Genomic DNA, 25,162 nt, shown 5'->3' with positions numbered 1-25,162 from the left:
AGGATCAGAGGTGTTTTTTTATATTCCTTGCCTGCTAACTAATTGTATGTCACTAAATTGCATCGAATTACAAAATAGATGTGATATGAAGTCGAGAATTTTATTGGCCATTTTCGCTCTTTTTGTGGCTGGATTTCAAGGGTGTAAGCAGAGCGAAAAGAGGACAGAGGAAATGAAGGGGATGAAGGAAGAGATGGTCACCGAACGCGATAATGTCGTAACGGCCGAAAATTTTATCAGGGCAGAGACCGATAATATGTACGCCCAGATGATCACGAATGCGGGTGGTACCAATACATTCTTTCACTTCAGAACGCCTACCCCTCTCGATAACCAGACGGTAATTCGCATGAACCGGGATGTGTTGTATTCCGGGGGCGTGTTTGATGCAAAGGATGGATTGGAGATCACCTTCCCGGAAATGCCTGATGATCGTTACGCTTCCATCTATGTGATCGATAATGACCACTATGTTCAGGAGATCATCTATACACCCGGGGTGTATGAAATTCAGGGGAATACCCGTTTCTTGTACGTGATCATCAGGATACAGGTGTTGGACGCCGGGAATGAAGAGGAAGTGAAAATGGTGAACGGCCTGCAGGATCGCTTTTCTGTGGTCTCTGCCTCGGGAGAGGAATTTCCGGGCTTTACCTGGGATAAGGCTTCCCTGGATTCTCTTCGTGCCGAATATAATGAAGAAAGTGCGAATTATGCCAGTTGGGAAGGGATGATGGGAAAACGCGGTTCGGTCAATGAAGAGACCCGTCATATCGCTGCTGCGGCTGCCTGGGGACTCTTCCCTGAAGACGCGGCAACCTACCTCAATTACAAGCCAAAAGATGCCGACCCTGACGCCTGTTATAAGGCGACCTATAAGGTACCGGATAACGACGGATTCTGGTCGATCACGGTGTATGGCGACGATGGGTACATTAAGACAGAGAACGCCCTTTTGAATCAGAATAATGTGGTGCTCAATGACGACGGTACCTTTACCGCTTACTTCGGATCGGCAGAAGCCTGTGGGGATGTGCCTAATCGTTTGGATGCGCCGGAAGGGTGGAATTTTCTGTTCCGGATCTACCGACCTGGTGAGGAAGTGCTGGGAGGCGAATTTGAGATACCCGAGGTGGAAATAGTGAAGTAATCGACGGAACAGCTCTCTTTACATAAACAACGGGTAGAAAAATGGTGACCGTTTTATGCAGGAAGTGCCGGAGTTCCTTTGTTTTTTGGAATTTATGGTGGGGAACTGTTAAAGTTGCGGTAGTTTATCTCCGTGATCTTTATCTTCGTATGCTATGCTTAACTATTACACCTATAAAAAAGAGGAGCATAATGCCTGGGTAACCTTTGTTCACGGGGCAGGCGGAAGCTCGAGTATCTGGTTCAAACAGGTGCGTGCATTCAGGGAGCACTACAATGTATTGGTGCTTGACCTTAGAGGGCATGGGCGCAGTAAGCCCAAGCTAAGCGATGCTTTAAACCACAATTATACCTTTGACGCTATTACTGCCGATATCATTGAGGTCCTGGATCATCTTGAGATCCGGTCATCCCACTTTGTGGGGATCTCTTTAGGGACCATTCTTATTCGAAATCTGGCAGAAAAGTATCCGGAACGTGTACTTAGTATGATCATGGGTGGCGCGATCCTTAAGCTCAATTTCAGATCTCAGGTCCTGATGCGCTTTGGGAATGTGTTCAAATCGGTTATTCCGTATATGTACCTTTATAAGCTTTTCGCCTTTATTATCATGCCACGAAAAGCACATAAGGCATCCCGCCTTCTTTTTGTGAACGAGGCCAAAAAGCTCTATCAGAAAGAATTCAAAAGGTGGTTCAAGCTCACCTCAGAGATCAATCCGCTCCTGAGCTTCTTCCGGGATAAAGATATATCCATTCCTACATTCTATATCATGGGCGACCAGGATCACCTGTTCTTGCCTAATGTGAGGAAGGTAGTCCAAGAGCACCGTTTGGCTTCGCTTCTTGTGGTTCCCGATTGCGGACATGTGGTCAACGTGCAACGGTATACTGCATTTAATGAAGAGAGTCTTGCCTTTTTAAAGCGATTGAACGAAGCTTAAGGTTTTGTGGTCTTTCTAAATTCATGACCTCGCGATCGTTTAACCGAATAACTGTGTAACCGTATCACCAAACGATATAAAACAAAAAACCCGAACATTGCTGTTCGGGTTTTTCTGGTGGTGCCTCCAGGAATCGAACCAGGGACACAAGGATTTTCAGTCCTTTGCTCTACCAACTGAGCTAAGGCACCAGTTGCTTGCAGTATTACTGCGATTGCGGGTGCAAATATAAAGGCAAATTTAATATTTGCAAAAGGAATCTTGAAAAAAATCGCTTTTGTAAATTTACGTTTTAAACTTTCACTCATGAATCTGGTAATTGACGTAGGAAATTCTTTGGTTAAACTAGCTGTGTTTAAGGGAAGTCGGCTTTTAGAGTTGCGCAAAAAGCCTTTGGAAGACTTTATTGATGCAGTGGAAAATTTTTTTTCAGAGTACCCCGATATTCGTCGTTCCATTGTGTCTTCGGTAGGTGCTTTGGGTGAAAAGGAGATCGCTGCCCTGCGTATTTTTGCACCCGTGCACGAGCTTTCCCACGAGTCGGTACTTCCGTTCACCAATCGCTATGCTACTCCTAATACCTTGGGGGTAGATCGTATCGCCCTGGTTACCGCTGCCTTTTCGAAATACCCCAGGGAAAATTGCCTGGTGATCGATGCCGGGAGTTGCATCACCTATGACTTGATCACCCGGGAAGGAGCTTATCTGGGGGGAGCTATTTCTCCGGGTATCGATATGCGTTTTAAGGCGATGCATCACTTCACGCAAAAGCTCCCATTGATCGAGGATCGGGACTGCGATGCGCTTATTGGGGATTCGACCCGGAATTCAATGATCAGTGGGGTTGTGCACGGAACAGTTAATGAGATCGACGGGATCATAAAAGAATATCTTAAAGAATTCAAAGTTTTAACAGTTATTTTAACAGGGGGCGATGGTCTATTTTTGTCAAAAAGATTAAAAAGTACCATATTTGCCCATTCTAATTTCCTGCTCGAGGGACTTAATTACATATTGGAACTTAATAAGCGTAATGATTAAAAAGATTTTTGTTGTGGTAGCAATGCTGGCTGTTTCTGCCGGTTTTGCTCAGGATGCAAGTGTTTCGCCCTTTTCTTACTTCGGTATCGGAGACCTTCGCTTTAACGGAATGGTGGAGAACAGGCTCATGGGAGGTGTGAGTGTCTTTGCAGACAGTATTCATATGAACATCAAGAACCCGGCTGCCCTTTCTAAATTGAGGTTGACAAACTTTGCTGTAGGTGGATCTAACCGATCGCTTACGTTGAAGACCGATGGTTCGAGCGAGAACGCCGGACAGGTGAACTTTGATTACGTTACACTCGGGTTTCCGCTGGCCAGACGTTTGGCCGTGCAGTTTGGAGTGATGCCCTTTACGGCTGTCGATTACAACCTGCAAAACTTTAATGAAGAAATAGAGCCTGCAGCATTGTACCGCTATACCGGTACAGGAGGTACCAATAAGGTGTTCTTCTCTGCTGGGTGGGGTATAACGAAGAATATTAGTTTGGGAGCTACCGCAAATTTCAACTTCGGATCGATAGACCGTTCTGCGATCTATCAGGTCGATGGGGTGCAATTTGGAAGTAGAGAGCGAAGCAGTTCCAATTTTAGCGGTTGGGATTTTAACTTCGCCCTGCACTACCAGGGGAAACTCTCAGAGAACCTTGAGCTGCAAACAGCGTTTACCTATGCTCCTGAGGCGGAAATAACCTCAGAGAACTTCTTGGAAATATCTACTATCTTTGCAAATGCGAATGGTGCAGATATACCTCAGGATGTAGTGGAGGTCGACCTTGAAGCTAACGGACTCGCATCTACTGTGGTGAGCAGGCCGTATTCGTATTCTGCTGCGCTTGGATTGGGTAAGCCCCTGAAATGGTTTTTAGGCGGACAGTACGAGTTTACTAAAGGGAGTGAATTCAATATCGACTTTCCGACCAATACGCTGGGGTCTTATCAGGATGGTAATCGTATTTCTGTGGGTGGATTTTTCATTCCGGATTACGGCTCGCTTACATCTTACTGGAAACGAATGACTTACCGTGCCGGAGTGCGTTTTGAGGAGAGCGGACTCATGGTAAATGATAACGGATTAAAAGATTTTGGCATGACTCTTGGGGTAGGATTGCCATTAGGAAATTTCTCCAATGCTAATATAGGAGTGGAATATGGTAAAAGAGGAGATATTTCTACTATAGGAGTTCAGGAAAATTATGTAAATGTTTTTATAAGTTTGTCACTTAATGACAGATGGTTCATAAAAAGCTTAATTAGATAACCACAAAAACCCAAAAGATGAGAAAGAGACTTTCAATGATGTTAGGCCTTTTAGCGGCAGTGTCCTTTGCTTATGGTCAGGCGCAAAACCCTGAGTGTATGCAAAACCTGTCTATTTTCGCCGAGCACGCAAAAGTTAAGAACTACGAGGCTGCATTCGAGCCTTGGAAGATGGTCTTTGAGACCTGTCCGGAACTTCATTTTGCCACCTACGCATATGGAGAGAAAATTTTAAAGGATCGTATCAAGAACGATGAGGCGAATAAGCCGGCCTACATCAATACCCTGATGGAGGTGTACAAAAAAGGTCCTGAGTATTTCCCTAAGCGATATACCAAAGCGGGAAGTATGATCGATATCGCACTGCTGAAGTTCGATAACGATATGGCTAACGATGAAGAATTATTTAGTCTTCTTGACGAGGCTTTTAAAGAGGATGCAGAGCACTTTAAGAATCCTAAGGCGCTTTACCTGTATTTCTCTACCCTGGTAGACCTGCATAAGGCCGGGAAGAAAGACCTTCAGGAAGTATTCGATACCTATGATGCTGTTACCGGGAAGATCTCTGAGGAGAATCGTGACCTGGCGGAGATCATCATGAAGTATGTGGAAAAGGATTCTGCCGGAACCCTTACGTCTAAAGAAAAGACCAGACTTAAGAATGCTCGTATCAACGGAGAGTCTTATGAGAAGATCAGTTCTAGTATCGACAGCAAGCTGGGTGGACTGGCAGACTGTGAGAACCTGATCCCACTTTACCAGAAAAACTTTGATTCACATAAGAACGATGCGAAGTGGTTAAGAAGTGCTGCCGGTCGTATGGACGATAAAGGATGTACCGGAGACCCGATGTTCGTGAAGCTCGTAGAAGCCCTTGATGCCCTTGAGCCTTCTGCTCAGTCTAAGTACTTCCTTGGATCGCTTTATGAAGAGCAAGGAGATAGGTCTAAAGCATTGGATTTCTTTAACCAATCTGTAGAGCTGGAAACCGATAAATACAAAAAAGCCACCAAGCTGCTAAGCATCGCATCTAAAGCTAAGAAGCGCGGACAGAAAACCACTGCTTATAAATATGCTAAGCAAAGTCTTTCTGTGAATCCTTCAGAGGGTAGAGCGTATATGCTTATCGCTTCGCTTTACGCCGATAGTGCTAACGAATGTGGAACGAATACCTTTGAGAAGAAGGCAGTATACTGGAGAGCTGCAGCTATGGCCAGAAAGGCCGGGCAGGTAGACCCTTCTATGGGTAGCAGTGCTTCCAAGGCTGCTGCAGCCTATGAAGGTAGAGCGCCCAGCAGATCTGAGATCTTTAACTCAGGAATGCAAGGACAGTCTATTAAATTCAATTGTTGGGTAGGCGGAAGTGTGAAGGTTCCGAGCTTATAACAGCATGAAAGTATTCTCGAAATACATCTTTTTGAACATTGTCACAGCCTGCGCTGTGACAATGTTTTTTTCATGTGGCGGGGACAACCTCGAAGAGGTGCGTCGCATGTCAGAATATCAGCAGATCCCCGTGGGTGAAGCTACCAATTTTGAATTGCGCTACACCGATTCACTGGTGCTGAAAGCTATTGTTCAGGGTAAGGTGTATAAGGACTTTACCAACCAGGATTTTCCGTACCAGGAGTTTCCCGACGGACTTAGGGTCGATTTCTTCGGCGATCGGGGCGATACCAGTACTGTTACCGCACATTATGGGGTGATCTATCCTCAAACCAAGCTTATCGATCTGCAGGGAGATGTGAATGTGATCACCTCCGATGGTAAGCATTTGAAAGCTCCGCAGCTCTATTTCGATCAGGTGAATAACTGGATCTTTACCGAAAAGGAATTTGAGTTCCTGAGTGAAGATTACGATATGAGTGGGGTGGGTATCGGATTCAATAAAGACTTTACACAGCTTCGTTTTCGCGGAAGAAAAGGAAGTGCGGTGTTAAAGGAATGATCTGCTACATAAAATCAGTTGAAATTCAAGCCTCTTAGAGAGGCTTTTTTTATTAATAGGGGTTCCGGGTAGGACGCTATTATCTTTTCCTTATTTTTGAAGGGTAATCTTGAATATAATATAATGAGATATAAGATCTTTGAGATCGCCTACCTGGTGATCGCTGTAGTTTCTGCTTACGAAGTATTTGCGCAATGGAATGTAGACCGCAACCGTGCTTACCTGTTTATTCTGTTTGCAGTAGTGTCTGTGTTTATGTTCTTCTTCCGAAGAAAATTTCGTAAAAAACTCGAGGAGCGGAACAAGAAATAAGTATGACCCTGAGTATTATCATCATTCTGGTATCCCTCTTACTGTCTGCTTTTTTTTCGGGCATGGAGATCGCCTATGTATCGGCGAATAAGATCCATATCGAGATCGAAAAGAAGCAGGATGGGATTCTTGCGGGGGTGCTTACCCGATTAACGGAAAAGCCGTCCAAATTTATTGCTACCATGTTGGTGGGTAATAATATCGCTCTGGTGGTGTATGGGATCTTCATGGGAGATCTCATCGTTGATATCTGGTACCCGGAATATGTAGATGCCGTGATCCTTCCTTTCAGGGTGATCCTGGTGCAAACCGTGGTGTCTACCCTGGTTATTCTTCTCACTGCAGAGTTTCTTCCTAAAGTCTTCTTTCAGATCTATGCCAATAACATGGTGAAGGTTTTCGCTGTGCCAGCCTATTTTTTTTACAAGCTATTTTCGCTCATCTCCTCCTTTGTGATGTGGATCTCTGATATGATCCTTAAATACCTCCTCAATACGACCGGAGATAAGGTACAGCTGGCGTTTTCGAAAGTAGAGCTAGGTGATTATATCTCCGAGCAAATGGAGGCCGCCGATGAAGAGGAAGAATTGGATACAGAGATCCAGATCTTTCAGAATGCCCTTGAATTTGCCGCGGTAAAGGCCAGGGAGGTTATGGTTCCCCGAACCGAGATCACTGCTGTAGAATTGCATGAGAGTCCGCGGGCCCTTTCCCGCCTCTTTAGTGAAACCGGTTATTCTAAGGTGCTTATTTATAAAGATACCATTGATGATATCATTGGCTATGTGCATTCGTTCGAGATGTTCAAAAAGCCAAAAACGGTTAAAAGCGTTATGCTTCCTGTAGAGTATGTTCCGGAGACCATGCTCATTAACGATGTGCTGGAATCCCTGACCAAAAAACGCAAGAGTATTGCTGTTGTCCTTGATGAGTACGGGGGGACTTCCGGGATCATTACGGTTGAAGATATCGTCGAAGAGTTGTTCGGAGAGATCGAAGACGAGCATGATAGTGTGGAGTTGGAAGAAGAACAGCTTTCAGAAAATGAATTCCGCTTTTCTGCCCGCCTTGAGGTAGACCATGTTAACGAAGAATACCGCCTTGATCTTCCCGAAAGTGAGAACTACGAAACCCTTGGGGGTCTCATTGTGAGTCACTTAGGAGACATTCCTGAAAAAGGCGAAGTGCTTCGTATCGAAACCTATGAGTTCACCATTCTCGAAGTGTCGAATACCAAGATCGAGATCCTTCATCTCAAAGTCCTGGAAGACTTGTAAAAAGGGTGTAAATATTGGATTTACGGGTTTTGTTTATTGTAAAAAAATGGTATTTTCGCCTCCACTAATTTGATAAATTTGATTGATAGATGGCTATTCTAGAGAAAATAAGAAGCCGTTCCCTTTTCCTGATTTTGGTAATTGGGCTCGCGCTGTTTGCATTTGTTATTTCCGGAGTTTTTACCAATGATACAGGAGCTGGAAAGTCTGTAGTAGGAGAAGTTAACGGAGAACCGATTTCAAGAACTGATTTCGCACTTAAGGTAGAGAATGCTTCCCGTCGCTTTGGGGGTGGAGCAACTACGGTACAGGTGGTAAACCAGGTTTGGAACCAGGAGGTACGTAACATGATCCTTACACAGGAATTTGATGAGTTGGGTATTACCATCGAGAAAGACCAGATCCTCGAAGTGATCAAGTCGAACCCTGCCTTTGTTAACGATCCGAACTTTCAGAACGAAGCCGGAGTATTTGACGAGCAGAAATTCGTTGATTTTATCTATCAGTTAAAAACGAATAACCCGGGAGCTTACCAGCAGTGGCAAGCTCAGGAAGATGCGCTTATTCGTTCTGCTGAAGAAGCGAGCTATTTCAACCTGGTGAAGGCCGGTGTGGGAAGCACGCTTAAAGAAGGAGAGCTTAACTATCATATCGAGAACGATAAGGTAGACGTAAAGTATGTTAGCGTACCTTACACTGCCATCGCAGACAGTCTGATCTCTGTTACTGAAGGAGAGATCACCGACTATATCAATGGGCGTAAAGAAGAATTTACTCAGGAGGCCTCAAGAAGTCTTCGTTATGTATATTTTTCTGAGCAGGCTTCAGAAGAAGATATCGCTGCTATTAAAGCAGAGCTTACAGGTCTTCTTTCTTCAAGAGAAGTTTACAATGAGGCTATTGGTGCCAAAGAAGTGCTTGACGGATTCGGTGAGGTTGCAGATGTTGCAGCATTCGTTAACGAATACTCTGATGTGAATTTCGACAGTACTTATGTTGCAAAGAAAGATCTTCCTGCCGTTGCGGCCGAAGAACTTTTCAACCTTGAAGAGGGAGCTGTATACGGACCTTACGAGGATGCCGGATACTTCAAGATCACTCGTATGATGGATAAGAAGGCCGGCGGAGCTGTTAAAGCAAGCCACATCCTTATCGCTTATGACGGGGCTCAGGCTCAAGCTAAGGAAGCGCGTACCAAAGAAGCGGCTAAGGCTAAGGCCGATGAGCTTCTTGCCCAGGTGAAGAACGATCCTTCGAAATTCGCTGCTCTTGCTTTAGAGCATTCTGAAGATCCGGGTTCTGCTACCAGAGGAGGTACTTACGATAATATTACTCCCGGTCAAATGGTTCAGCCATTTAACGACTATATCTTTGATAACGCTATCGGATCTGTAGGAGTTGTAGAAACCGACTTCGGATACCACGTGATCAAAGTAGATGATAAGTACGATGCGGTTCAATTGGCTACCATCGCCAGAAAGATCGAGGCTTCAGAGAAAACCATCGCCGATGTGTTCACTGAAACGACCAAGTTTGAAATGGCTGCAGGTGAAGGTGACTTCGCTGAAGTGGCTAAGACCTCAGAATATGTTGTTCGTCCTGTGAACAGACTGGAGGCTATGGACGAGAACATTCCCGGTGTAGGAAATCAACGCGCTATGGTTCAGTGGGCATTTAATTCCGATACTGATCTTGGTGATATCAAACGTTTCGATACACCTAACGGATATGTTGTGGCACAACTTACTGCGAAGCGCAAAGCAGGTCTTGCCAAGGCGCAAGATGTAAAAGCCAGAGTGCTTCCGTTTATCATCAAAGAGAAAAAAGCGGCTATGATCATGGAGGCTAACGCAGGAAAGGCTATGGCCGATATCGCTTCGCAATACGGAGTGGCTGTTAAGAATGCCAGCGGATTGAACATGAAGAACCCTACCATTATCGGAGCCGGTCGTGAGCCAATGGTAGTTGGAACCGCTTTAGGTATGAGCGAAGGACAGGTGTCTGACCTTATCCAGGGAGACAACGGAGTATTCAAGATCGAAGTGGTTAAGAAGGCTATTGCTCCTTCTCTTGATAACTACACGACTTACGCCAATACACAGAAAACGCTTAACCGAAACCGTGTGTTCTCTGCTGTTTACAATGCATTGAAAGATCAGGCGGAAATCGTTGATGAAAGACCTACCATGTACTAAGAAGTATATGATACGATACTAAAAAAGGCCTCCAAACGGAGGCCTTTTTTTATGTCTTGATCTTTGGGTTAAAGTATCATGTCGCGGTAAGGAACAATGGTATGATAACCCCTGTCTTTAAAGTAGGACGAAGGGTCTTTTTCTGTTGCGGCCATGATAAAGTCGCCACCCCAGGCGCCAAGGCTTTTGAGGTGTCCTTCAAAGTCGGGGAAGTGCTCTTCTTTAACCGTTTTGATATCCAGTAGTTTTCCGATAAGGGTCTCGTGCCTGTCGAGAAGCTCTCCGAAGGCTGCGAGGTCTTCAGAGCTGAGCATAGCCTTGGTGATCTCGCTTGCCTCTGCGATCGCTTTTTCCGGGCGTTGTGCCAAGGCGCGGTAGCTGGCGATACCCTGCCTGCTGTTTTGCTTTTTATTCAGGTGAATAAAGTACAATTGGTCCTTGAATGGCTTGTCGAAGATGGCCTCTGTGATCACCGGTACTCCCTTGTTCAGGCGATAGGTAAGAGGTGTTTCTGAGGCTGCGCAGGCAATATCGTACCCGCTGCCTCCAAGGCTCTTTTTGAGAATGGCGTACGGGTCTGTTTGGCTCCATTGCGCCAGGTTGTTGATAAAGGTAGAGCTGGAACCCAATCCCCAGTCTCTCGGGAATTCGAGGTGGGAGTTAAGGTCCAGGCCTGGAGCTTTATCAAAAAGACCCGGTTGTACTTCGCAAATGGCCATAAGCATTTTTACAAGGGTTTTGGCTACACCGGTATCTGTGGTGTCTTCGATGGCCTCCGAATACTTGTTTTGGCCGCTCTCAACCCCTTCCAGGATCCTTTGAGGGGAAATAGAGGCTCTGAACCATGTATCGCCTTTTTCGTTCGTGCTTGTAAAGCGGAATACCCGGTCGGAATTAGGGATTGCTTCCAGGTGCTGTCCGGCCTTCGTGGGCAGGGCCAGGCCGGTTGCGCCATCCAGAATAAGGTATTCTCCGGATAGTAAAAGTTTGCCGTGGCTGTAGTACCGGGTGGCATTGTTTTGCATCAGGCCTTGTTTTTTCTGTAGTCTTCAACTGCCTGGGTCACGTCTCTGTGGGTAACCACCTTGTCCTGGAAAAGGGAGGTGAAGTGTTCCTTTTCTTCGGGGGTAGCTTCCAGCTGATTGAGAATATTGAGCAGGTGCATTTTCATATGTCCTTTCTGTATTCCGGTGGTAACGAGGGAACGTACTGCAGCGAAGTTCTGGGCGAGTCCCGCTACTGCTACGATCTGCATGAGTTCGGTGGCCTTTGGGAAATCGAGTATCTCCAAAGACAGTTTTACCAGGGGGTGCAGGTTGGTGAGTCCGCCAACGGTACCCAGTGCCAGGGGGATCTCCAGGCTAAACACGAAGTCGTCACCATCGATCTCAGCGTGGCTCAGACTGCGGTATTGTCCGTCGCGGGCTGCGTAGGCGTGAATGCCTGCTTCTACAGCCCTGAAGTCGTTTCCTGTGGCGAGAACTACGGCGTCGATACCGTTCATGATCCCCTTGTTGTGGGTTACGGCGCGATAGGGTTCCACCTGGGCGATCTTAACGGCCTGCACGAACTTTTTAGCAAAGCTGGCAGGAGTGAGTTCCGGATCTTCGTTCAGACTGCTTATCGGGCATCTTACCTCGGCGCGAACGCGACAGTTGGGAACGTAATTGGAGAGTATGCTCATGACCACCTCGATATCTCTCTCGGTGTCGTTAAAATCACGGTGGTTGTCGGCTTCCTTCTGCAGGACATCGGCCAAGCGCTCCAGGCAGGAGTTTATGAAGTTGGCACCCATGGCATCAAGCGTTTCAAAGGTGCAGTGCAGTTGGTAGTAATAGTCAAGTGCGTCGGTCTTATCGACCAGGGAGATCCCGGTGATCCCGCCCCCTCGTTTACGCATATTAGCTGTGAGGTCTTCCAGAGAAGCAAAAAGTGCCGGTTTTATCTTGGTGAAGAACTGTTGTAGTTTTTCAGGATCACCCTCATAGCGAAAATGTACCTGTCCGATCTTTTCGGTAGCGATCACCTCGGTCTTAAATCCGCCGCGATCCATCCAGAATTTCGCAGCCCGGCTGGCGGCAGCCACCACAGAGCTTTCTTCGATGGCCATTGGGATGGTGTAGAGTTTGTCGTTGATCAGGAAGTTGGGGGCAATACCTAAAGGCAGGTAATAGTTGGAGATGGTGTTCTCGATGAATTCATCGTGTAACTGCTGCAGGCGCTCGTCCTTGTTCCAGTACTTCTTGAGAACGTCAATTCCTTTTTCTTTATCGTTGAAATAGTGTTCGGATAACCAGGAGATCTTTTCCTCCTTGGTGAGTTTTGAAAATCCTTTTACGGGTTTACTCATGTTCGTTGGTGATCTGATATTTTAAGCAAAGATAATAATTAACCCGGGTCGGTTGTCATCCTGCAATATTTGTGTATTTTAGAGGTTTTTGAGCCCAAGGTTTAACAGAAATTCCATTAAATTTTGGTCATATTTTTGTAAACTTGGGCCGCTTCATTTAAAATCTGTTTAATGAAAAAATTGAGCTTAACCTTATTCGTATTTTTAGGGCTGTCGACCCTTGTCTTTGCTCAGGATCAAAAATTTTCACTAGAAGAAATATGGGGAGGTGCTTTCCGCACCGAGGGAATGGATGCCCTCCACTCCATGGATAACGGAAAGCAGTATACAGTACTTAATTTCGACCGCAGCACCCGTAGCAGTAATGTCGATAAGTACGATTACGCTACCCTCGAAAAGGTGGCTACCGTGGTGTCGTCTGCCGATCTTGATGCTATTGATTATTTTACTTCCTATACTTTTAGCGGTGACGAGTCTAAATTACTCCTTGCTACCGATGTGCAGCCTATCTACCGCCACTCGACCCTGGGAAAATATTTTGTTTACGATACTGCCGATAAAAGTCTTACCCTGGTTTCAGAGCACCTGATCCAGGAGCCTGCATTTTCTCCAGCCGGCGATAAGGTAGCCTATGTTTATGAGAACAACATCTACGTTAAAGATCTCACCGGTGGTGAGACTACCCAGGTAACCAACGATGGTGAAAAGAATGCCATTATCAACGGGATCACCGATTGGGTATACGAAGAAGAATTTGCCTTTGTGCGCGCCTTTGAATGGAGTGCCGATGGTTCGGAGATAGCGTTCATTCGCTTTGATGAAACCGAAGTGCCCGAGTTCTCTATGGATGTTTTCGGGCAAAGCCTGTATCCGGGGCAATCGGTATTCAAATACCCTAAGGCCGGAGAAAAGAATTCGGAAGTAAGCCTTCATGTGTATGCCCTGTCTTCAGGAGCTACAAAGCAGATCGATCTTGGTGATGCCTATTACATTCCGCGCATTCAATGGACACCGGATGCCGATGTGCTAAGCGTACAAGTGCTCAACAGGCATCAGAACGACCTGAAACTGTATTTGTACAACAGTGATGCCGGTAAGCTTGACCTTGTGCTTCATGAAACCGATAAGGCTTATGTCGATATTACCGATAACCTGACCTTCCTCGAAGACAATAGTTTTATCTGGACCAGTGAGGCAGATGGTTATAACCACATTTATCATTATGATAAGAACGGTAAACTTAAAAAGCAGGTAACTCAGGGACCCTGGGAAGTCACTGCGTATTACGGCTACGATCCGAAATCAAAACGCATCTATTATCAGTCTGTAGAGAACGGTTCTGTGAACCGCGATATCTACAGTGTGAAGCTCAACGGTAAAGGTAAAAAGCGACTTTCTGCAGAAGAGGGAACCCATAATGCGACCTTCAGTGCCGATTTCACCTATTACATCAATACCTTCTCCAGTGCGGATACCCCTTACCGCTACACGCTTAACGACGCTAAGAATGGGGAGGTGATCAAGGAGATCGTAAATAACGACCAGCTCAAGAAAGCCCTGGCTAATTACGATATGTCTGAAAAGGAGTTTTCGACCCTCGAGGTGAATGGAAACGAATTGAACATGTGGATGATCAAGCCGGCCGATTTCGACCCTTCTAAGCAATATCCGCTGCTCATGTATCAGTACTCCGGTCCGGGATCCCAATCGGTGGCCAACCGCTGGAACAGTGCTAATGACTATTGGTACCATATGCTGGCCCAAAAAGGCTATGTCGTTGCCTGTGTTGATGGGCGTGGTACCGGATTCAAAGGTGCTGACTTTAAGAAAGTGACCTACCGGGAGCTCGGGAAATACGAGGTGGAAGATCAGATCGAAGCTGCGAGAAAACTCGGAGCGCTCCCATACATAGATGCAGAACGCATGGGTATCTGGGGGTGGAGCTATGGTGGCTTTATGAGTTCTAACGCCCTGTTCAAAGGGAATGATGTATTCAGTATGGCCATTGCTGTTGCTCCTGTTACCAGCTGGAGATTCTACGATACTGTTTATACCGAGCGCTATATGCGTACGCCGCAGGAGAATGCTTCGGGTTACGACGATAATTCGCCGATCAACTTTGTAGATCAGTTAGAGGGGGATTTCCTTCTTGTGCACGGTACTGCCGATGATAATGTACACGTGCAGAACACCATGAGAATGGTGGAAGCCCTGGTACAGGCCAATAAACAGTTCGACTGGGCGATCTATCCCGATAAGAATCACGGGATCTACGGTGGTAATACGAGGCTACAGCTCTACACCAAAATGACCCGTTTTATCGATGAGCACCTCGGAGATAAATAAAAGAAACTAAAACTTAGGCAAGGGGGTGATCACACTCCTTAGCAACCTAATATCCTAACTAAAAACAAAACGAATGTCTGCGATAGCACAAAAAACTCAAAAGGAATTATTCGGGCACCCGGTGGGGCTCTTTATCTTGTTCTTTACAGAAATGTGGGAGCGCTTTTCGTACTACGGAATGCGTGCCATCCTGGTACTTTACCTGGTAGCTGAAACCCAAAGTAGCAATGCCGGATTGGGATGGACCAATGCCGAAGCCCTGTCGCTTTACGGGTGGTATACCATGCTGGTTTATGTGTCGTCTATTCCCGGAGGGTGGATCGCCGATAAGTTCTTAGGGGCCAAGCGCTCTGTGCTTGTTGGAGGTATCCTGCTTGTTGCAGGGCACAGTATCCTTGCTATCGAAGAAATGTGGGCTTTTTATACCGGTCTCGGACTCATTATTGCAGGGGTAGGTATGCTTAAGCCTAATATCTCTACCATGGTAGGAGGACTCTACAAGCAAGGTGATATTCGAAGAGATAAAGGATTTACCATTTTTTATATCGGGATTAACGTTGGTGCTTTCCTTTCCAGTTTGATCGTTGGTTATGTGGGAGAGGTTTACGGATGGCACTACGGATTCGGACTCGCAGGGATCGGGATGGCCCTGGGACTACTCCAGTACTTGTTCGGTCTTAAGTACCTGAAACATGTAGGGAACTATCTCGGGACTTCAGAGAATGAAGCTGAAAAGGCGGCTGCAAAAGCACCCCTTACCAAGGTGGAGAAAGACAGGATCGTAGTGATGCTCATCTCTTTCCTTTTGGTGATCGTGTTCTGGGGAGCCTTTGAGCAAGCCGGCGGACTCATGAATATCTACGCTAAAGAGAATACCAACAGAATGCTTATGGGATGGGAAGTGCCCGCTTCCTGGTTCCAGTCGCTCAATGCGATGTTCATTATCTTCCTGGGTACTTCTGTGGCAGGGTATTGGGCAAACAGAAAATTAAAAGGGAAGGTTTCTTCATCACTCTTTAAGATGATGATCGGGCTCGTGATCATGGGAACCGGATTCTTCTTTATGTCGGCTGCCTCTGCACAATACGAGGCCGTTGGATCTTCTGCTATGTACTGGTTGGTACTGGCTTACCTGTTCCATACGGTAGGAGAACTTTGTCTGTCACCGGTGGCACTGTCTTACATTACCAAGCTCGCTCCGGTAAAATACGCTTCCCTGATGATGGGGGTATATTTTGCCATGACCGGATTCGGAAATAAGGTCGCCGGACTTTTAGGAGAATCGGCTTCAGATCTGGGAGAGTTCACCGTATTTACCGGTATCGCGGTATTTTGTATCGCCTTCGGATTGTTCCTGATGCTATTCAGAAAGAGACTCGAAAAACTTACCCATGGGGTTGAGGATGACGAGCGTGTGATGAGTGCTGAGGAAGCGGAAATAGCATAAACTAAACCTAATCATATTTTGAATACAACTACTAACTACAGATTCGAAGGTTCTGACATGAACCGTAAACTCCTGATGGGGCACCCCTCGGGACTGTTTGTACTTTTCTTTACAGAAATGTGGGAGCGTTTTTCGTACTACGGAATGCGCGCCATCCTCGTGCTTTTCCTTACGCGTTCTATTCTTGAAGGCGGTTGGGAATGGTCGCGGGAAGATGCTTTGAGCTTGTACGGTACCTATACCATGCTCGTGTATTTTTCACCCATTATTGGTGGATTCCTGGCCGACAGGTTCTTTGGTTACCGCAAGGCGGTGGCCCTTGGTGCCTTCATTATGACCCTGGGACACGCCGCTATGGCGCTGGATACGCCTTTCGGACTCTATGCGGGTATCGGATTACTTGTTGCCGGTAACGGATTGTTCAAGCCGAATATTACCTCGATCATCAGTGGGATCTATAAGAATGCCCAGGATAAGAAAGACGGTGCCTTTACCATTTTCTATATGGGGGTGAATGCCGGGGCCTTCCTTGGGATCCTCCTTTGCGGGTATATCGGTGAAACTGTTGGATGGCATTACGGATTCGGACTAGCGGGGATCTTTATGTTCTTCGGGATGCTGCAATTCTGGTTCGCTCAGGGGATCTTTGGAAACCTGGGGTTATCGCCGGCCAAGACCAAAGCCCTGCAAGAAACTGATATTAAAGAGGAGGTGACTGAAGAAGTAAAAGAAGAAGTGGTTCCTGCCAAGGTGCAACGCGACCGTTATATCGTTGTGGGTATCCTCGCATTCTTTACCGTATTCTTCTGGGCTGCATTTGAGCAGGCCGGTGGTTCTATGACCATCTTCGCCGCCGATTATACCGACCGTGTACTGGAAGGAAATTCGGCTCTCGCCTTTCGTATTGCAAATACGCTTTTGACCGTAGTGCCTTTGGCGATCATTACCTACGTGTTGTTCAAATTGTTCCAGATCACTTTTAAAAAGTACGCCTTATCAAACATTTTCCTCGGAACGAGTTTTGCTATTATCTGGGGTATCGTTATCTGGAAATTGTATGTGGAGTTCTCTAATGATGTGGCAGAGATCCCGGCTTCATGGTTCTCTATCCTGAACTCGTTCTACATCATTGCCTTTGCACCGTTGGTGTCAAAGATCTGGGAGAGTAAATTCAATCCGCCGGCTTCGGTTAAGTTCGGGATCGGACTCGTGCTTCTCGGACTAGGATTCGGAGTGCTGGCCTATGGATCTACAAATATTCCACAGGGGGCTCAGACGGCTTCTGTGAGCATTATCTGGTTGATCCTGGCTTACCTGTTGCATACCCTCGGAGAGCTTTCGCTTTCGCCTGTAGGGCTTTCTTATGTGAGTAAACTCGTGCCTGCAGCGAAGATCGGACTCATGTTCGGATTGTGGTATATTGCCGTTGGTCTTGGAAACAAGGCAGCGGGAGAAATGGGTGGTATGATCGATAAGATCACCGCAGCCTATGACATGACCACCTTCTTCCTGATCTTTACCATCGTTCCTGTAACGGCCGGATTGATCGTTATGGGACTTACGCCGATGATGAAAAAATTGATGCACGGAGTGCGCTAATCACGTTACCCAACATTAATGAAAAAATTGATACACGAAGTACGCTAGTCGCGCTACTGTTCGTTTAATACATAGTATCCCTTTTCGCCGGTATGGTGAAAGGGGATATTTTTTTGTTCACAGGTGGCCCTCCACCGTGCGACCACATTTGGATAATTACTGCCATCGGCTATGACCACCGCTGGCTGTAACGTGTCAATGAGTCGGTCGAGGTTGATCGGGGCTGAATTGATCAACAGTACTGCGGTATGTTCAGGGAGCGGTGGTAGTTTGTGCACCGGGATGCGGTCCAGTATCAGGAGGTGCTTGTTTCCCAGTTGAAGAATATGGGGGAGTGGGGGGCGCGATCCTGAATTTAGTTGATCTTTTTCCTTTCCGTTGATCTTTAACAGTACCGTATTACCATAGTCATGACATATATAAATGTGGCTTCCCGGGTTTTTATCAGGAAGTAGAACATAGCCCAGCTGCAGGATGGCGATCAGGGCTAAGGTCGTTCTTAAATGCGTTGGACGATACAGGCAAAGGGTTGCAGAGAAGATCAAGGCATAGAGCAGTAGCATTTCTGTGATATGCAACTCCGGAAGGTCGCGAATGAGCAGGTCGGGGAGGGAGATGTTCTCTGTGATCGTCCTTAGAAATTGACCACCCTGACCGATAGTAAAGGCCATCCATTGCGGCAGTTCGGTGATCATAACCAGGGTTACGATCAGGTAGCCCAGTGCGAGTGCAAGGGTGATGAGGGGTGTGATGAGGAGGTTGGTGAGGAGAAAGGCACCGGGGAGTTGTCCGAAATAATAGATCACCAGGGGGGCGGTGAATATCTGGGCTCCGATACTCACTGTACAAAGGCTCCATGCCCAACGTATAATGGCGTTTCGTGGACGCCAGAATCGTAAGGCCGGCCTGTAAATGAGCAGTATCCCCGTTACGGCAGCGTAGCTTAACTGGAAACCGGCTTCGAACAGGTGCCACGCATCAAAAAGCAAAAGAATGAAGGCCGAGAGGATAAGGGTGTTCAGGGAGCTTGCCCGCCGTTGGATGAGCACGCTGTAAACTAAAAAACAAAACATGACGGCTGCCCTAACCACAGAGGAGGAGGCGCCCGTAAGGCTAACATAAGTGAATAGCAGGATGACTATGGCGGTAAAGTGGATCCATGACCCCTTGGGTAATCGTCGAAGGGGCCAAAGCAAGAATCCTAGTATAGAGGTGAAGATCCCAATATGGAGTCCGGAGAGGGCAACCAAATGCGCTCCGCCGGCAATTCTAAGATCTTCGTAGAAATCCATATCGAGGTTATCCCTGTTGCCCAGAACAAGTGCCTGTAGCAGTCCGGAGGTAAATGCGTCCAGTCCGGAGTTTTTAAGTGAGTCTTGTATATGTGTCGTTCTCTTGTAACTCGCATAAAGGAGTCCTTTTGGGGGGCTTATCCGGGTGAGCGTTTTAGGTGCGATGTCGACCACAGCACAAATATTACGTGTTCGCAGGTAGGCTTTATAGTCAAAAGCACCGGGTTGGGCAGGGCCATTGATGCGGGTAGTAGTCACAACAGCGCGATAGGTTGCCCCGGGGAGTAATGCAAGTGTATTGGGTTGAAGGGTGTCTGTGCGAACAATGATCTGTTCTGAAAACTGTGGTGCTCCCGGTAGCCTGGCCATACCCCTATACCGGTAGTGGGATCGACTCTTATTCATGGAGGCGGTTACCTTGAATTCGAGGAGGTAGTGGGAATTCGAAGTATGCTGCAATACCCTGTGGGTGTCAGAGGCCGGGTGTTGGGCGCTCGTGTACCCCACTCCGACAAAAAGCAGGAAACAGAAGAGCTCAAAAAGTTTTCGGGAATTGTAAATGATCGATAACCCAAGGAAGCATCCCAGTGTGATAAGGATGTAATGCACGGTATCTTCCGATAGTTCTTCCGGGAAATGATACCCCAGTAAAATACCGATGATGAGATAAATAAGAAGCTTGAAGATGGCTACGTTCAGTAACTTCATGGTCAAAGTTACTGATAATATAGAAAATAATCTACATTATTCGTCTGGCGTGGTTAAAGGCGTGATTCCAATAGCCTTCCCTCAGTGAAGATACCAGTACACCTCTGGAGGTCGTGGAGTGTATGAATCTGATCTCTCCGGAATCAACTTCTACCACCAGGCCAACGTGGTTAATGCGTTTGCCTCTGCCGGTGTTAAAGAATAAGAGGTCGCCTTTTTGAACTTCTTTGAGTTTTACTTTCTCCCCTTGTTGCGCCATGGCGGCCGAGGTGCGTTCCAGGTCGATATTGGCTTCCCCGAAACTGGTGTATATCAAACCGGAACAATCCATTCCCTTCCTGGTGGTTCCGCCATATTTGTACCTGGTACCGTGATAGGACATAGCGGTATGGATCACCGTGTTCACCCAGGGGGCGAATTCCGGAAGTTTAGCTTCAATGGTGGGGCTTTCTTCCGGAAGATGTGCTTCTCCGGCTTCAATACGCACGGTAGGTGCGGCCTTAGAGACCGCTTTTTTAGATCCGCCACAGGAAGCCAGCAGCAGGGTAGTTAGAACAAGTAGTAATGTAGATCTCATCAATAAAGGGCTTGCCGAAATTTATGAAATTTTTTCGAACATGAGTCTGGCGGCCTCCTGACTGGCGCCTGTACCACCCAGTTTTTGTTCCAGCTCGTCGTAGTCTTTGGCAATGCGCGCTCTTACTTCGGGGTCGAGGATCTTGTCGAATTCTTCTTTTAATCGGGAAGTATTAAACTCATCCTGGATGAGTTCTTTTACCACCTCCCTGTTCATGATCAGGTTCACCAGAGAAATATAATCGAGGGTGATAATGCGTTTGGCGATCTGGTAGCTTATCCAGTTCCCTTTATAGCATACCACCTGTGGTATTTTAAGTAATGCCGTTTCCAGGGTGGCCGTACCACTGGTCACCAGCGCAGCCTTGGAGGCGTGCAGCAGGTCGTAGGTTCTCCCGGTAACAAAAGAAACGTTGCTCTTACCAATGAACTGCTGGTAAAATTCATAATCCTGGCTGGGTGCTCCTGCGATCACGAACTGGTATTCTGAATACGATGCAGCTACACTAAGCATGACCTCCAGCATATTGGTGATCTCCTGCTTGCGACTCCCGGGGAGCAGGGCAATGATCGGACGCTCGTCCAGATCGAACTCTTTGCGAAAATCTTCAGGTGGGGTGCGTTCCTGCTGTGCGATGGCATCGAGCAGGGGGTGTCCCACAAAATTTACTGGGTAGTTGTGTTTCTTTTCGTAGAAGTCTTTTTCAAAGGGCAGGATCACGAACATCTCATCGATGTCTCTCTTGATCCTTTTGATGCGTCCTTCCCTTGAAGCCCATACCTGTGGGGAAACGTAGTAAAAGGTTTTATACCCCTTTTCTTTGGCCCATTGGGCGATGCGAAGGTTAAATCCGGAATAATCAATAAATATGATCACATCGGGATCGTAGCTTTCGATATCTTCCTTGCAGGAGCGTATATTTCTGAAAATGGCGGGCAGGTTCTTGATCACTTCAAAAAAGCCCATGAACGACTGTTCTTTGTAGTGCCTTACCAGGGTAGCTCCGGCGGCTTCCATAAGGTCTCCGCCCCAACAGCGAAAAGCGGCATGCTCATCTATCTTGGCCAGCCCTTTGATCAGATTAGATCCGTGCAGGTCTCCTGAGGCTTCTCCGGCTATGAGGTAATACTTCATCGGGTCGTATTAAAATATTTTAAGCAATAAGATCACGAAAGCGCTTAAAAGCGTGGCGATAAGCACGCCTTTGGCGCGGTGATCTCTCTTGAGTTTCAGAAATCCGAAAAATGCTGCCATATTGAGCAGGGCGCCCAGGGCGATCACACTTCCGAGGTGGCCTTGTTCCCGGGCGATCATCAGACTGTCTTCGAGTCCGTAATCTGAAAAGATAAGCAGGTAAAGTACGGCACCGAAGACATTGGCAATAAGTCCGACGGCGAATCCGGTAGCGATCTCTTTTTTAATCATTAAGTTTCCAGGTGTTTAGGTGTTGTATGCTGTGGTGGGCCGTAAGGTCAAATTGCACGGGAACCACAGAGGTATAGCCGTGTTCAAGAGCCCATTCGTCGGTATCTTCTCCACCGTCCAGGTTGACGAACTTTCCGGTGAGCCAGTAATAATCCTTACCCATAGGGTTGGTACGCTTATCGAACTCTTCTACCCAATTGGCCTTGGCCTGTCTGCAAACGCGTATGCCTTTGATCCCGCCTTCGGGAAGGTTGGGAAAATTCACATTAAGCACCACCCCTTTTGGGATGCCATTTTCAAGGGCCTTGCGGGTAATGGCCTCTACATGCTCTCTCACCGGTTCGAAATTGGCGTCCCATGAGTAATCGCAAAGGGAGAATCCGATGGCAGGTATGCCTTCGATCCCTGCTTCTACTGCAGCACTCATGGTGCCTGAGTAGATCACGTTGATAGACGAGTTCGAGCCGTGGTTGATGCCGCTCACGCAAATATCCGGGGTTCTGGGAACGATCTCCCTTACCGCCAGTTTCACACAATCGGCAGGTGTGCCGCTACAGCTGTATTCTTCGTGTTCCTGACCATTTTTGAATGGGGTGCAATAAAGGGTAGAGTTTACCGTAATGGCATGCCCCATGGCACTCTGAGGTTTATCTGGTGCGACCACGACCACATCTCCGATCTTTTTCATGATCTCAATAAGGGTTCTCAGGCCCGGAGCAGTGATCCCGTCGTCGTTCGTGACCAGAATGAGTGGTTTCTTTTCCATAGGTTGATCTCTTAAGGTGCTAAATTAATCATTTTATGCCTTTAGTCCTGTGAAGCGGGCATTTAACAAAAAATTAGTTTGCTCCAAATCATATGGCATGATTTTTTCTTTATTTTAGTTGTTCCCGGAATTTTCGAGACCTCTCTAACAGGGAGGTTTCAGAGGAAAAAGAGGAAAAGAAAGAATCACCAATACCGGAAACCCGAGGTTTTCCGGAAAACACCACCCGCAACTGGTCGGGTTATAAAATTGATATCTATGAAAAGGAAGTTTGTTTATTTCTTGGCAGCGATGCTTATTTCTGCAGCCTCCTGCAGTTTTACCAATAAGACATTCGACAACCCGGATAAGGATAAGTTACTGGTTGATCTGATCACCTACGTGCTCGAAAAAGGACATTACAATCCTGAAGAGCTGGACGATGATTTTTCATCGCGTGTTTACGATCGTTACATTGAAGCGCTTGATCCGCTCAAGCGATTCTTCCTCAAGGAGGATATCGAGGAATTCGAAGCGTACAGAAATGCGATCGATGATCAGCTTAAGACCTCAGATCTGAGTTTCTTTAGTCTTACCTATGAGCGTTTGCTCAAGCGTATGGATGAGGCAAACGTCATGTACAAGAAAGTGCTCGAGGAGCCGTTCGATTTTAATAAGGATGAAGCGATCGATGTCGATTACGACAAGCTCGATTATGTGAACACGCGCGACGAACTTTGGGATCGCTGGAAGCTTCAATTAAAGCTGAGCACCCTGGAGCGACTGCTGCCTGCTAAAAGAGAAAAAGAAGAGGCCGATGAGGCTTACGAGATCGCTGAATTGGAAGAGACTGCCCGTGAGAATGTGGAGCAGACCTTTTCAGAGTTCTTTGATATCTACGACGACCTGCAACGTAAAGATTGGTTCGGGATCTACCTGAACGCTGTTGTAGAGGAGTTCGATCCGCATACCTTCTATTTCGCTCCCGAAGATAAAGACCGTTTTGATATGAGTATGTCCGGTAAGTTCGAAGGGATCGGTGCCCGCCTTGAAAAGCGTAACGATAATATTCGCGTAACAGAAATTATATCCGGAGGACCGGCATGGAGAGGTGAAGATCTTGAGGTGGGTGATGTGATCACCAAGGTAGCTCAAGGAAATGAAACACCGGTAAGTGTTGTGGGGATGCGTCTTGACGATGCGGTTAAGCTCATCAAAGGCCCAAAAGGTTCAGAAGTGAAATTGACCGTCAGAGGTGTTGATGGGAGTATTGAAGTGATCACTATTACCCGTGATGTGGTAGAGATCGAAGAGACCTATGCCAAGTCATCTGTGATCGAGAGAAACGGACGTAGTTACGGATTGATCAATCTTCCTAAATTCTATATTGACTTTACCGATTATGAAGAGCGCAATGCAGCTACCGATGTGGCCTTGGAGATCGAAAGACTCAAGGAAAGCGGGGTAGAAGGATTGGTGCTTGACCTAAGAAATAATGGTGGTGGTTCGCTTAAGACCGTTGTTGATATTGCCGGATTGTTCATTAAAGAGGGGCCTGTGGTACAGGTGCGCTCAACAGGTCGCGGTAAAGAGGTGCTCGCCGATGAAGACGACCGTATTCAGTGGGATGGGCCATTGGTGATCCTGGTGAACGAGCTCTCTGCTTCGGCATCAGAGATTCTCGCTGCAGCCATGCAGGATTACGAGAGAGCCATTGTGATAGGAAGTAGTCAAACCTATGGAAAAGGAACCGTACAAAACCTGATAGACCTTAACCAGTTTCTTAGAGGAGATAACGATTTTGGTGATGTAGGAGCATTGAAGCTTACCACCCAGAAGTTCTATCGTATTGACGGGGGATCAACCCAACTGGAGGGCGTTAAGAGCGATGTGGTGGTTCCGGATAAGTATGCGTACAGCCCTATCGGTGAACGCGATCAGGAGAATCCGCTGCCATGGGATAAGATAGACCCGGTGCCATTCGAGAAGTGGGAGCCCAGTGTTGATCTACAGGCAGCTGTTTCTAGATCTAAAGCCCGTATAGCTACCAATGAACAATTGAAGCTTATCGACGAGAATGCGAAATGGATCAGGGATCGTCGTGAAGAAAAAGTGATCCCGCTTAACCTCGCTGCTTTCGAAGCCGATGTGGAGAAAGACGAGGAAGATGCCAAGCGCTTTACCAAGATCGGAGAATATGAGACCGGATTAAAGTTCCAGCCTCTTAGTTACGAGATCGCCTTGATGGAGCAGGATAGTGTACTGAAGAAAAAGCGCGAGCGGTGGTATAAAGACCTCGCCGGCGATGTGTATATGGAAGAAGCTATCAATGTGCTTGAAGATCTTAGAATGAGTGATATCAAGCAAGGAAAGCTAGCCGAACGCAGCGGAATGAAGAATTAAGAAAAGAGAAAAAGGATAAAAAAAACGCCACGGAAACCTCCGTGGCGTTTTTTTTGGGGTAGTGTTAGTAGGGAGTGGTTAGTAGGGAGTAGGGAATAGAGTATAGTGAGGTGCCAGCTGATGCGCAGGAATACCGTAAGATGG

20 protein-coding genes and 1 tRNA gene are annotated in these 25,162 nt (G+C 46.9%); 13 read left to right on the top strand and 8 right to left on the bottom strand.

Annotation, left to right across the window (positions count from 1 at the left end):
• Positions 1-85: 85 nt before the first annotated feature.
• Together IS446_RS09405 and IS446_RS09400 are read left to right on the top strand one after the other, a co-directional pair.
• Positions 86-1,150 (top strand): DUF1214 domain-containing protein, encoded by a 1,065-nt coding sequence (locus IS446_RS09405; protein ID WP_203060116.1) that lies wholly within the window; start codon positions 86-88, stop codon positions 1,148-1,150.
• A gap of 154 nt (positions 1,151-1,304) precedes the next feature.
• Positions 1,305-2,093, top strand: coding sequence for an alpha/beta fold hydrolase (locus IS446_RS09400; protein WP_203060115.1), 789 nt, complete (start codon positions 1,305-1,307; stop codon positions 2,091-2,093).
• A 115-nt stretch (positions 2,094-2,208) separates the two neighbouring features.
• Here the strand turns inward: IS446_RS09400 and IS446_RS09395 are convergent.
• A tRNA-Phe gene (locus IS446_RS09395) sits at positions 2,209-2,284 on the bottom strand.
• Positions 2,285-2,399: 115 nt separating this feature from the next.
• On the opposite strand from IS446_RS09395, the gene IS446_RS09390 reads away from it, so the two are divergent.
• The 7 genes from IS446_RS09390 (at position 2,400) to IS446_RS09360 (ending at position 10,126) form a co-directional block, all read left to right on the top strand.
• The gene (locus tag IS446_RS09390; protein WP_203060113.1) at positions 2,400-3,134 is read left to right on the top strand and encodes a type III pantothenate kinase; all 735 of its coding nucleotides are present in this window, start codon (positions 2,400-2,402) and stop codon (positions 3,132-3,134) included.
• Complete coding sequence (locus IS446_RS09385; protein ID WP_203060111.1) at positions 3,127-4,395, top strand: hypothetical protein; 1,269 nt, start codon at positions 3,127-3,129, stop codon at positions 4,393-4,395. Before IS446_RS09390 ends, IS446_RS09385 begins: the two co-directional genes overlap by 8 nt.
• 17 nt (positions 4,396-4,412) lie before the next feature.
• Positions 4,413-5,780 carry a tetratricopeptide repeat protein gene (locus IS446_RS09380; RefSeq protein WP_203060110.1) on the top strand — a complete coding sequence of 456 codons (1,368 nt, stop codon included), beginning with the start codon at positions 4,413-4,415 and terminating at the stop codon, positions 5,778-5,780.
• A 4-nt stretch (positions 5,781-5,784) separates the two neighbouring features.
• Positions 5,785-6,342, top strand: a complete 558-nt coding sequence (gene lptC, locus IS446_RS09375; RefSeq protein ID WP_235996456.1) for an LPS export ABC transporter periplasmic protein LptC — start codon at positions 5,785-5,787, stop codon at positions 6,340-6,342.
• 123 nt (positions 6,343-6,465) lie between these two features.
• Positions 6,466-6,654 carry a hypothetical protein gene (locus IS446_RS09370; protein WP_203060106.1) on the top strand — a complete coding sequence of 63 codons (189 nt, stop codon included), beginning with the start codon at positions 6,466-6,468 and terminating at the stop codon, positions 6,652-6,654.
• Between the two features lie 2 nt (positions 6,655-6,656).
• Positions 6,657-7,931: a hemolysin family protein gene (locus tag IS446_RS09365; protein ID WP_203060104.1), complete on the top strand. Its 1,275-nt coding sequence runs from the start codon at positions 6,657-6,659 to the stop codon at positions 7,929-7,931.
• 89 nt (positions 7,932-8,020) lie between these two features.
• Complete coding sequence (locus tag IS446_RS09360; RefSeq protein ID WP_203060103.1) at positions 8,021-10,126, top strand: peptidylprolyl isomerase; 2,106 nt, start codon at positions 8,021-8,023, stop codon at positions 10,124-10,126.
• Positions 10,127-10,194: 68 nt separating this feature from the next.
• On the opposite strand, the gene IS446_RS09355 is transcribed toward IS446_RS09360, so the two are convergent.
• Together IS446_RS09355 and IS446_RS09350 are read right to left on the bottom strand one after the other, a co-directional pair.
• The gene (locus IS446_RS09355; RefSeq protein WP_203060101.1) at positions 10,195-11,151 is read right to left on the bottom strand and encodes a GYDIA family GHMP kinase; all 957 of its coding nucleotides are present in this window, start codon (positions 11,149-11,151) and stop codon (positions 10,195-10,197) included.
• A complete protein-coding gene (locus IS446_RS09350; protein ID WP_203060099.1) occupies positions 11,151-12,476 on the bottom strand; it encodes a hydroxymethylglutaryl-CoA reductase, degradative in 1,326 nt (441 codons plus the stop codon). The genes IS446_RS09355 and IS446_RS09350 overlap by 1 nt, the downstream gene beginning before the upstream one ends.
• 171 nt (positions 12,477-12,647) lie before the next feature.
• Between IS446_RS09350 and IS446_RS09345 the strand changes: the two genes are divergently transcribed.
• The 3 genes from IS446_RS09345 (at position 12,648) to IS446_RS09335 (ending at position 17,868) form a co-directional block, all read left to right on the top strand.
• The gene (locus IS446_RS09345; RefSeq protein ID WP_203060097.1) at positions 12,648-14,822 is read left to right on the top strand and encodes a S9 family peptidase; all 2,175 of its coding nucleotides are present in this window, start codon (positions 12,648-12,650) and stop codon (positions 14,820-14,822) included.
• Between the two features lie 73 nt (positions 14,823-14,895).
• On the top strand, positions 14,896-16,269 hold the full coding sequence (locus tag IS446_RS09340; RefSeq protein WP_203060095.1) for a peptide MFS transporter: 1,374 nt from the start codon (positions 14,896-14,898) through the stop codon (positions 16,267-16,269).
• A 57-nt stretch (positions 16,270-16,326) separates the two neighbouring features.
• Complete coding sequence (locus IS446_RS09335; protein ID WP_203060224.1) at positions 16,327-17,868, top strand: peptide MFS transporter; 1,542 nt, start codon at positions 16,327-16,329, stop codon at positions 17,866-17,868.
• A gap of 53 nt (positions 17,869-17,921) precedes the next feature.
• Here IS446_RS09335 and IS446_RS09330 read toward each other — a convergent pair whose 3' ends face one another.
• From IS446_RS09330 to surE, 5 genes are read right to left on the bottom strand one after another with little or no spacing between them, the layout of a single operon-like run.
• Positions 17,922-19,868 carry a ComEC/Rec2 family competence protein gene (locus IS446_RS09330; protein WP_203060093.1) on the bottom strand — a complete coding sequence of 649 codons (1,947 nt, stop codon included), beginning with the start codon at positions 19,866-19,868 and terminating at the stop codon, positions 17,922-17,924.
• Between the two features lie 31 nt (positions 19,869-19,899).
• On the bottom strand, positions 19,900-20,445 hold the full coding sequence (locus IS446_RS09325) for a C40 family peptidase (protein WP_203060092.1): 546 nt from the start codon (positions 20,443-20,445) through the stop codon (positions 19,900-19,902).
• Positions 20,446-20,466: 21 nt separating this feature from the next.
• On the bottom strand, positions 20,467-21,579 hold the full coding sequence (gene lpxB / locus IS446_RS09320; protein ID WP_203060090.1) for a lipid-A-disaccharide synthase: 1,113 nt from the start codon (positions 21,577-21,579) through the stop codon (positions 20,467-20,469).
• A gap of 9 nt (positions 21,580-21,588) precedes the next feature.
• A complete protein-coding gene (locus IS446_RS09315) occupies positions 21,589-21,870 on the bottom strand; it encodes a hypothetical protein (RefSeq protein ID WP_203060089.1) in 282 nt (93 codons plus the stop codon).
• Positions 21,863-22,636 carry a 5'/3'-nucleotidase SurE gene (gene surE / locus IS446_RS09310; protein WP_203060087.1) on the bottom strand — a complete coding sequence of 258 codons (774 nt, stop codon included), beginning with the start codon at positions 22,634-22,636 and terminating at the stop codon, positions 21,863-21,865. Before surE ends, IS446_RS09315 begins: the two co-directional genes overlap by 8 nt.
• A gap of 258 nt (positions 22,637-22,894) precedes the next feature.
• On the opposite strand from surE, the gene IS446_RS09305 reads away from it, so the two are divergent.
• Complete coding sequence (locus tag IS446_RS09305; protein ID WP_203060085.1) at positions 22,895-25,018, top strand: carboxy terminal-processing peptidase; 2,124 nt, start codon at positions 22,895-22,897, stop codon at positions 25,016-25,018.
• Positions 25,019-25,162 lie beyond the last annotated feature (144 nt).

Source organism: Robertkochia sediminum (genome assembly GCF_016786255.1).
GTDB lineage: Bacteria > Bacteroidota > Bacteroidia > Flavobacteriales > Flavobacteriaceae > Robertkochia > Robertkochia sediminum.
The sequence above is the reverse complement of the archived record's forward strand: the minus strand, read 5'-3'. Positions and strand labels throughout refer to the sequence as shown.